8 protein-coding genes and 1 pseudogene are annotated in these 9,211 nt (G+C 43.8%); 4 read left to right on the top strand and 5 right to left on the bottom strand.

The features are described 5' to 3' along the window. The coding region (locus ACYVI9_RS12575; RefSeq protein ID WP_460764932.1) for an AAA family ATPase at positions 1 to 298 on the bottom strand (298 nt) is incomplete at its 3' end. Positions 299 to 592: 294 nt separating this feature from the next. On the opposite strand from ACYVI9_RS12575, the pseudogene ACYVI9_RS12580 reads away from it, so the two are divergent. The 3 genes and pseudogenes from ACYVI9_RS12580 to ACYVI9_RS12590 form a co-directional block, all read left to right on the top strand. Beyond that, a pseudogene (locus tag ACYVI9_RS12580) lies at positions 593 to 855 on the top strand (transposase); the annotation flags it as partial. A gap of 251 nt (positions 856 to 1,106) precedes the next feature. Next, positions 1,107 to 3,830 (top strand): DNA ligase D, encoded by a 2,724-nt coding sequence (gene ligD, locus ACYVI9_RS12585; protein ID WP_460764933.1) that lies wholly within the window; start codon positions 1,107 to 1,109, stop codon positions 3,828 to 3,830. 372 nt (positions 3,831 to 4,202) lie between these two features. Further along, the gene (locus tag ACYVI9_RS12590; RefSeq protein ID WP_460764934.1) at positions 4,203 to 4,574 is read left to right on the top strand and encodes a nuclear transport factor 2 family protein; all 372 of its coding nucleotides are present in this window, start codon (positions 4,203 to 4,205) and stop codon (positions 4,572 to 4,574) included. A 57-nt stretch (positions 4,575 to 4,631) separates the two neighbouring features. Here the strand turns inward: ACYVI9_RS12590 and ACYVI9_RS12595 are convergent, their stop codons facing one another. Together ACYVI9_RS12595 and ACYVI9_RS12600 are read right to left on the bottom strand one after the other, a co-directional pair. Further along, positions 4,632 to 5,657: a DNA topoisomerase IB gene (locus tag ACYVI9_RS12595; protein ID WP_460764935.1), complete on the bottom strand. Its 1,026-nt coding sequence runs from the start codon at positions 5,655 to 5,657 to the stop codon at positions 4,632 to 4,634. Positions 5,658 to 5,706: 49 nt separating this feature from the next. Further along, complete coding sequence (locus tag ACYVI9_RS12600; RefSeq protein ID WP_460764936.1) at positions 5,707 to 5,877, bottom strand: lmo0937 family membrane protein; 171 nt, start codon at positions 5,875 to 5,877, stop codon at positions 5,707 to 5,709. 513 nt (positions 5,878 to 6,390) lie between these two features. On the opposite strand from ACYVI9_RS12600, the gene nhaA reads away from it, so the two are divergent. Continuing rightward, on the top strand, positions 6,391 to 7,716 hold the full coding sequence (gene nhaA / locus ACYVI9_RS12605; RefSeq protein ID WP_460764937.1) for a Na+/H+ antiporter NhaA: 1,326 nt from the start codon (positions 6,391 to 6,393) through the stop codon (positions 7,714 to 7,716). 165 nt (positions 7,717 to 7,881) lie between these two features. Here nhaA and ACYVI9_RS12610 read toward each other — a convergent pair whose 3' ends face one another. After that, a complete protein-coding gene (locus tag ACYVI9_RS12610; RefSeq protein WP_460764938.1) occupies positions 7,882 to 8,166 on the bottom strand; it encodes a hypothetical protein in 285 nt (94 codons plus the stop codon). Between the two features lie 39 nt (positions 8,167 to 8,205). Continuing rightward, complete coding sequence (locus ACYVI9_RS12615) at positions 8,206 to 9,111, bottom strand: RNA-guided endonuclease TnpB family protein (RefSeq protein ID WP_460764939.1); 906 nt, start codon at positions 9,109 to 9,111, stop codon at positions 8,206 to 8,208. Positions 9,112 to 9,211 lie beyond the last annotated feature (100 nt).

Below are 9,211 nucleotides of genomic sequence, written 5' to 3' on the forward strand. Positions count from 1 at the left end.
CCTTTTTTGCATCTATGATCATCTTGGCGCTCAGCCCGATATTTTCCAGTCGCTGGGCTTCATCAATGACGACAACTTTATAGCTGCCGATATAGCGGTTGATAAAAGCCTGTGTGGGATTGCTCCACGACAGTCGGGTTTCCGGGTCGTCTCCATTAATATAGAGATAATCACCCAGCGATTTGGCGATTTGGGTGAGTAGGGTGGTTTTACCAACCTGTCTTGGACCGAGTACAATGATGGCTTTTTTGTAATCCACCTTGCTTGTAAGTATATGTTCTAAAGACCTATTTATCATAGTTTGGAGATTATATTCTCCAAATATAGCATATTTAGGTGATTATAATCTTCGAAAATAGCATTTCTACTGATTATTTTCGGAATAATGATAGTTTTGGAATTGTCCGCTTGTTTTTAAAGCTCAAGCGGTAAGGAGAAGAAATTTATCTAACATTTGCAATACTGCCGACTGAACTGCGCCTAAAAAGGCCAGACAATTCCTGACGATGAAGATTATCTCAAATATACATGAGATAGGCCGTTCACTATGGACAAATTATTAAGAAAGGTTATTGGCCAGAAAAACGATGAATTAAAAGAAGTGCTGGGCATGTGGATGGCTGAAACAGAATCCGCTTCTTTCTGGATGAGTATACTGACCGATCTGAAAGCCCGGGGTGTGGAAGACATCCTGATTGCCTGTACGGATAATCTCAAAGGATTTACAGATGCCATCAAGGAGTGTTCCCTGATACGGTAAACCTGCTCTGTATAGTGCACCAGATCCGCAACTCGTGTAAATATGTGGTATGGAAAGACCGAAAGCTCTTCTGTGCCGATTTAAAGGAGGTTTACATCCGATGGATAATCGGATAGTAGATGACATAATCGGTTTCTCAATAGCTCCTGACAGCCGATATGAAAGCCGGTTCCTGAACCTGAATTAGCATGTTTTTTGCAAGTTTTCTTTAGATAGGAAATTGTTCCTGCCCACTGATTCGGTTTTCCGTTTCAGGTGGTGGACAATAGATATTACCTGACAGACAACGGCCAGTGTTGAAAATTCTCCACACTGTTTAAGCCAGTCGGCAAAAGCATCCAACCCAATGAGTCTCGCAACATATAATAAAAAGCGATCCAAAAGTAAAACACCCGAGCCTTTCGGAGGGAAATCTACTGAAACCCGACTTCGATTTGTAGTTCAAAAGCATGATGCCTCACGGCTCCACTATGATTTCCGGCTGGAATTGGATGGGGTACTAAAAAGCTGGGCTGTACCCAAGGGGCCATCTCTGGATCCTGATATTAAGCGTTTCGCCATGCAGGTGGAAGATCATCCCTATGATTACCGGAATTTTGAAGGAATCATCCCCAAGGGGCAGTATGGTGGCGGTACCGTGATGATTTGGGATGAGGGTTATTATGAACCTGAGGGGGATTCAGAAAAGAAGGAGCTCAAAGAACAGCAAAAAGCATTACGCGCAGCCTTAAGGTCCGGCAAACTTAAGTTTGTTTTGCACGGAAAGAAATTAAAAGGAACATTTGCACTGGTAAAAATGCATTCAGGAGAGGAAAATGCCTGGCTTTTAATGAAACTGGACGACCGATACGCAGGTAAAGGAGATATCACTTTAAAAGACCGCTCCGTCAGATCCCGAAAAACAATTACCGGTATTGCAAAGACTTCCGATAACATATATGGTGCTAAACCCAAAGCAACAAAATCGAAACGGACTCCAAAGAAAGCGGCTAAAAAGACCGCAGCAGTAAAAGAACCGGTAGAAAAAATAACAAAAAAGGTGTCCGGGGAAGTTGCGACAGATGCCCCGTCTGAAAGCCGCGTCAGATCCCAATTGAAAAAGGCCCCCCGAAAACGGTTTTATACATCTGTCAAACCCATGCTGGCCACCCTGGTGGACGAGCCTTTCGATGAGGCAGGCTGGTCTTACGAAATTAAATGGGATGGTTATCGGGCTATCGCTTTTATGAACAAAGCAAAACTGGAACTGAAGTCCCGTAACAATAAATCTTTCAATGAGAAATATTATCCGATCGTCACGGCTTTGAAGGACTGGAGGACAGATGCTATCGTGGATGGCGAAATCGTAGTGGTCAATGAAGACGGACAGGCCAATTTTGGTGCGCTGCAGAACTGGCGCAGCGAGGCGGACGGTATCCTGTTATATTACCTGTTTGATATGCTCTGGTTCGACGGCCGAGATCTGACGGAGCTGCCCCTGACAGCGCGGAAAGAAGTGCTGAAATCCTTGATACCTGAAGATGGCATTATAAAGTTCAGCGAAGATTTTGAGACTTCCGGGATCGAATTTCTGAAACAGGCAAAGCAGCTGGGACTGGAAGGCATTATGGCAAAAAAGCAGGACAGTCCTTACCTGCCAGGCGATCGCAGCCGGCACTGGCTCAAAATCAAAGCCAGCAAGCGACAGGAAGTGGTGATTGGGGGGTATACCAAAAACACAGGGAGCAGCAAGCCCTTCAGCTCCCTGCTGGTGGGTGTATTTGAGAAAGGGAAATTTATTTATACCGGTAAGATTGGTACAGGATTCAGTCTGAAACAACAACTGGAGCTACTGAAGCAATTTAAGCCTTTGATAGTCAAAAGATCGCCCTTTGATAAAGTACCTGATGTCAACAAACCCAGCCGGTTTCGGCCAGATCCACCGGAAGCCACTGCAACCTGGTTGAAGCCAAAGTTAATTTGCGAAGTCAGTTTTACGGAAATGACAACTGATGGCGTCATGAGGCATCCTTCCTTTGATGGGATGCGGGCCGATAAAAAGCCCGGTGAAGTGATTCTTGAAAAAGAAGTCGATACTGAAAAAATAGTGCCAATGGCAAAAGATAGTATTCGCATCAAACCCGCAGGAAAAGGGGAGCGGAAAAGTTTATTAAATCCCCATGAGCAAACCCAGGTCCGAAAAGTCAGTGGCCATGAATTGAAATTTACCAACCTGAATAAGGTATTCTGGCCCAAAGAAAAATATGTGAAACGCAACCTGATCAATTATTATTACCAGGTTGCCCCCTTTATCCTACCTTATCTGAAAGACAGGCCCCAGTCCATGAACCGGTTTCCGGATGGAATAAAGGGCGAGGGTTTTTATTACAAGGATGTGACCGGGAAAGTTCCTGATTGGGCTCGAACTTTTGCTTATCGCAGCGATTCCGATAACCGGAAACGCAATTATCTGGTGGGTGGTGATGAGGCGACATTACTATATATGGCCAATCTGGCCTGCATAGAACTGAATCCCTGGAGTAGTACAGTAAAGAAGCCGGATCACCCATCCTTTTGTATTATCGATCTGGATCCCGGTACTAAAACCAGTTTTGAGCAGGTCATCGAAGCGGCTTTGGTGACCAGGGACGTACTTGAAGAACTGTCCGTTCCCAGCTATCCAAAAACCAGTGGCTCAACGGGTATGCACATCTATATACCGCTGAATCAAAAATATACTTACGAACAATCAAAGGAATTTGCCCGGGTAATCGTGCATCTGATTCATGAACGGATTCCGGATTTTACTTCCATTGAACGAACGGTGAAAAGCAGAAGGGGTAAAATGTACCTGGATTTTCTACAGAATCGTCCACATGCGACCATTGCTTCCCCCTACTCCGTGCGTCCTAAACCAGGAGCCACGGTATCTATGCCACTGGAATGGAAAGAAGTAAAAAAAGGACTAAAAACAGCCGATTTTACCATCCTGAACGCCGTTGAGAGGGTAAGGCAAAAAGGGGACATTTTTAAGCCTGTACTGGGCAAGGGCATCGATCTAAAAAAAGTGATAAAAGCAATGGAGGCTTAGCTAATTTACCGCTTAAAAATACCAGGAACCATCCCCACTAGTGATGAGCAATTGAAAGACTAGTCTATTTAGGCGGGCAGCTTAGCAAGGGAACAAGATTTTCCTATGAAAAGGTGCTTGATATCCAACTTAAAATCCTCCGATTGTAAAAAGTAGATTTTCAATTACTTCCTGTTGCTCGTCCATTCCATTCCGCGCAGTTAGATTTGAAAATATATAGTAATTGTACTGTCTGGTTGAATTGGCAAGGGAATTGATCTGAATAACGGGTAAGAGCTTTGAATCGAAGTAACATTATATCTGTTTTACCAGCACTTGAATTATCATAATCAGAAATAAAGTGTACGATAATAACTCGTTAAAATATCGATTATGGAAAACCATATTTTGAAACTGGAAAAAAAATATTGGCAAGGAATGCAGGAGCATAATTTACAAACTGTTAAAAGCCTTACCCGATTTCCCTGTATTACCGTCGCTAAAAGCGGGATTCGGGCCGTGGACGAAACAGCGTTTGAGAAAATGTTCGCATCCGGGGCCAACCGAAAAATGAAAGTGCTGGACATCTCAGGCGTTCAAACGCAGATCCTGGATGATACTGCTGTCATCGCCTACCTGATTGATCTGGAATTCGAGATGGAAACCGGTCCGTCGGTTTACAGCTGTGCCTGCAGTTCTACCTGGGTAAAAGACAATGGTGAATATGTTTGCGCCATGCATACGGAAACGGAGTTAAAGAAATAGTGGAAGATCTTTGCCAATGGCTTTGAATAGGGTTACGGAATTCATTTTTAATAGACGCTAGCCCGTTTTACGGGCCGTAGTTTTTCGTGCAGTACCGGTCCACCGTCTTTTCAGCAGACAAAGCACACCGAGTTCTTCAACTGAAAGATTTTCATTGGTTTTCAGCATTTTGTTTACCGCAGCTTTGAAATAACTGATGGTTTTGCCGTGGATATAATTGTCAATGACCCGGGGATCGATATAGGAACTTCTGGCAATAGCCGGTGTATTTCCCAGCTTTTCACTTACGGTAACTACGGCCTGCCTTATATTGTAATTGAGCTTTTTTTGTTCCAACGGCTTAACCGCACCGAGTTCATCGAGCGCCATGGCGGCGATTACTGTACCGGCCCAGGTTCGAAAATCCTTGGCGGAAAAATCCGCACCCATTATTTCACGGATATAATCATTTAGATCGTTGCTCTTAACGTCAATGATCTGACCATCTTCGTCTTCATATTTAAAGACTTCATATCCCGGCAATTCATCCAGTTCCTGAACGATTCTGGCAAGTTTACCATCCAGAATATGGCGTTCCTGTTGCTGCCCTGATTTTCCTTTATAGGAAAAAATAATTTCATCTCCTTCGATACAGAGGTGCTTACTGCGCAAGGTCGTCAGTCCATAGCTTTTATTCTCACGGGCATACGCCTCGTTCCCCGGACGAAAAAAGGCGGTTTCCAGCAGCCGGACCATTGTTGCCAATACTTTCTCACGTCCAGGTTTACGCTTTCGCAGGTGTTGACCTGTCACACGCCGCATATGTTCCAATTGCGCAGCAAAACTGATGATACGGTCAAATTTTTGCGCATTTTGCTTTTCGCGGTACCGACTATTGTAAATGTACTGCTTCCGGCCCTTTGCATCGATGCCTGTAGCCCATATGCGTGCCCGCGATGAACCACTGATCTCAACCGACTGCCAGGCAGGTGGTATCACAAGTGATTTAAAGTATTCTTTCAATTGCGGGTCATCCACCCGAACGCCTTCCTGGTCGGTAAATACAAATCCCTTCCCGCGTTTGCTTCTGTAATAGCGCATCATGCAGTCTGATTATTTTGTGTAAAGTCCGGTCCGAAAAACCTGGGAGCCATTATTCCAGGGGTTTGCGGCCTGAAATAATATTGTACAACACAACAATAATCGCGATTACCAGTAAAATGTGGATTAAATTTCCCATACCCAGACCATTGCCGACTCCCAGTAGTCCAAGTAGCCAGACTATTATGCAAATAACAGCCACCAGCCATAATATTCCTCTCATAATATTTATTTTAAAAGTGAATAATCGGTTTTTGCTTTCCAGGGACTTGTCTGACCATTTAACCGGGCTCTCTGGCTTCGCTACATTTCCATCCTGCTGTATCCATTTGCCAGACCTGACTATGATCCTAAAGCAGGGTGGCGATTGGCAACCGCGCCACACCCGCCTTTAATAAAACCAGGTATAAAAATCCGGCCGGCTAATTTCGCTCGCCGAAGGTGTTTTCAGTTCTTCCAGATATCCCATTGTGTCGTATGGGCCTATATGCGATATGTTTCAAATTCCTTGCCATAAAGCGTGTAATTAATATGAATGGGAACCGTTTTTAATTTTGGCGGGTGCAAAAGGGGCCATCGTTGCGCCTTTTTCTATCAGAACAATATTTTATGCATGGGGGCATCGCGACATGAATCATTCAGACATAGCCGGGCCAGTTCATTAAAAAAACCATCCTGTTCACCTATAGCTTAGTTATATTCGTATAGATTTGCAGGGATTAAATTCAAATTTATAGTGGGAGCATTAAAAAGAAGGCCGATAGACCGACTGGTACAACCCATTCAGCGTTTTATTCAGCTGGAAAAATCTGGTGGGGTTGTTTTAGGGATCAGTGTTATTTTGGCGCTGGTTTTAGCCAATTCCGGGTGGTCAGAAGGATATCACCATTTTTTAGCGCATAAATTCGGGATTCAGTGGGAAGGCAGGACTTATTTCGAGTTTAGCCTTCATCATTGGATCAATGATGGCCTGATGTCTGTTTTCTTTTTCGTCGTAGGACTGGAGCTGAAGCGCGAAATCATAGCCGGACAGCTGTCTGACTTGCGCAGTGCTTTATTGCCCATAGGAGCAGCGCTGGGAGGAATGGTCGTTCCTGCCGTCATTTATTTATTATGGAATAGTGCTCCTTCCGTCAGCAGGGGTTGGGGCATCCCAATGGCTACTGATATCGCATTTGCACTCGGCGTCCTGTTTTTGCTCGGTAAGAAAGTACCTTTATCATTAAAAGTCTTTCTTACTGCGTTGGCTATTGTTGATGACCTGGGTGCCGTACTGGTAATTGCTTTGTTCTATACTTCCCAAATTTCGCTGCTGCACCTGGCGATAGGAGGCGGGATGCTGCTGACCATGTACCTGGGAAACAAGCTCGGTGTAAGGAGTATTTTCTTTTATGCCATTCTGGGCATCGGTGGTGTCTGGACAGAATTTTTACTGTCCGGGGTACATGCCACCATAGCAGCTGTGCTGGCGGCATTTACGATACCGGCGGATGTAAAAATAAAAGAGCAGATTTTTGTAGACAAAATACAAAAATACCTTACCCGGTTTAAAAGTATTGATCCTACAGAAAATAAGCCAACCCTGACCAATGAGCAACTGCATATTCTGGAGCAGGTCCAGGTGGCCGCTCTGGAAGCTACTCCGCCCTTGCAGCGCCTGGAACATGCAATGCATCCTTTGGTGACTTATATCATCCTGCCGATTTTTGCGCTCGCTAACGCTGGTGTATCGCTCAACGTAGATTTCGGTAATTTATTCAATACGCATATTCTGGTCGGTGTATTTTTGGGCCTGCTGGTCGGTAAGTTCATAGGGGTGGTGGGGTTCACCTTACTATTCATAAAGCTCGGGATTGCAAAGTTTCCCAAAGGCATGAATTTTCGTAACTTGCTGGGTGTCGGATTACTGGCTTCTATCGGGTTTACGATGTCATTATTTATTACTTCTCTGGCATTCTCCAACGAGATGTATATCACGCAGGCGAAAATCGGCATTTTCGCCGCTTCGATCCTTGGTGGACTATCGGGGTACTTCCTGCTAAAGATGCAAAAATCAGGTTGACAGGCGGATCTTTTCGGGATTCTTCCCATAGCTTCGATTCCGGACCCGCTCACTATTTCGGCACTTACCTCGTGGGAGGATATAATTACATGCAGGTGCGATATCGGTTATAAAGCCGATAAGCTTGATTATCGGGTGTAGTGCCGATAATCCCCCAATTTTCAATCAAATGTAAAAATCTGCCAACTTGTAAAAAAGTGCGGTGAAGATCGCTATCGAAATGCTCAGCAAAGTTCCGATAATCACGTATTCGGTCAGCTTTCGGTCTTTGGCCCTGGATAAATCGCTGAATCTTAGTATCGATTTTGCCGCGATTAAAAATCCAATTGCAGACCACTGATTCAATAGCACAAAGAAAAAGACAAGTAACCGTTCTATCATGCCGATATATTTACCGGCCAGTTGCAAAGAGTCTTCCGCCCTGTCTTCTTCCAGTTTCCAATAATTCATGATAAGGCGCATCAAAATCGCCGCGACATACGTAGTGAACTACCCATTGGCTAAAGACCAATGGGCTTCGGACTTCAACGCCCTGTGCTCCTTTTCAGAAGTCTTATTTAAGGCTCTGCCCGTGTAATCGGAGAGTTCCGCCCCGATGATTCTTATTCCTTCTTCAAGGATATTTTTACTTGCATTGAAGTCCCTGTCCAAAATATGTCCATTTGGACAAGTCCACTGTCTTTCCGAAAGATTTAGGGCCTGATGGATATAGCCACATTCGTTACAGGTTTTTGAAGATGGATAGAAGCGGTTGATTTTAATTATTCGCTTATCGTTCCAACTTGCTTTATATTCAAGTAGCCCGACGAATGTTCCCCAACTTGCATCTGCTATATGCTTTGCAAGTTTATGGTTTGCCATCATTCCTTTCACGTTCAAATCTTCCAGACATATGATATCGTACGCATTGATTATCTGTGTAGATACCTTATGTAACAGGTCAAGCCTGGTATTGGCAACTTTTTCGTGTATTGCCGCAACTTTAAGCCTTTGCCTGTTTCGGCTACTTGAGCCTTTTACCTTTCTTGAAAGGTGTTTTTGTGCTTTTGCTAATTGATTTTCATATCTTCTTAAATGATAGTTGTTTGTAAACCTTATGCCGTCGGAAGTAACAGCAAAATCTTTAATTCCTAAGTCAATGCCCACCTGTTTTTTTGTTGGCTTCAATGGTTGATACTGCACTTCACAAAGTATGGATACAAAGTATTTACCTGTTGGTGTTTTAGATACAGTACAATGCTTCACTTCACCCTTTAATTCACGATGTTCGATGATTTTAATGCCATCTTTAAATTTTGGGAAAAACAATTTCCCATTACTCACTTCAACAAATTGCGGAACTGTGAAACTGTTCTTTTTGCGTTTACTTTGTAAACCTCTAACGAGGACGGCCACTGTTTTCTGATTTGATGCTTTTAGATTTGATATTCATTTTCAAAAAAGGATATCAATGAATGAGCAAACATCAAGTCCTGCAATCGTTCGCCGCAGTTCT

The organism is Niabella terrae, from assembly GCF_054783135.1.

What these genes read in the sequence shown, in the direction of transcription:
- ligD (WP_460764933.1), top strand. Translation starts at nt 1,107, where the DNA reads ATGAGTCTCGCAACATATAATAAAAAGCGATCCAAAAGTAAAACACCC.
- ACYVI9_RS12590 (WP_460764934.1), top strand. Translation starts at nt 4,203, where the DNA reads ATGGAAAACCATATTTTGAAACTGGAAAAAAAATATTGGCAAGGAATG.
- ACYVI9_RS12595 (WP_460764935.1), bottom strand. Translation starts at nt 5,657, where the DNA reads ATGATGCGCTATTACAGAAGCAAACGCGGGAAGGGATTTGTATTTACC.
- ACYVI9_RS12600 (WP_460764936.1), bottom strand. Translation starts at nt 5,877, where the DNA reads ATGAGAGGAATATTATGGCTGGTGGCTGTTATTTGCATAATAGTCTGG.
- ACYVI9_RS12610 (WP_460764938.1), bottom strand. Translation starts at nt 8,166, where the DNA reads ATGAATTATTGGAAACTGGAAGAAGACAGGGCGGAAGACTCTTTGCAA.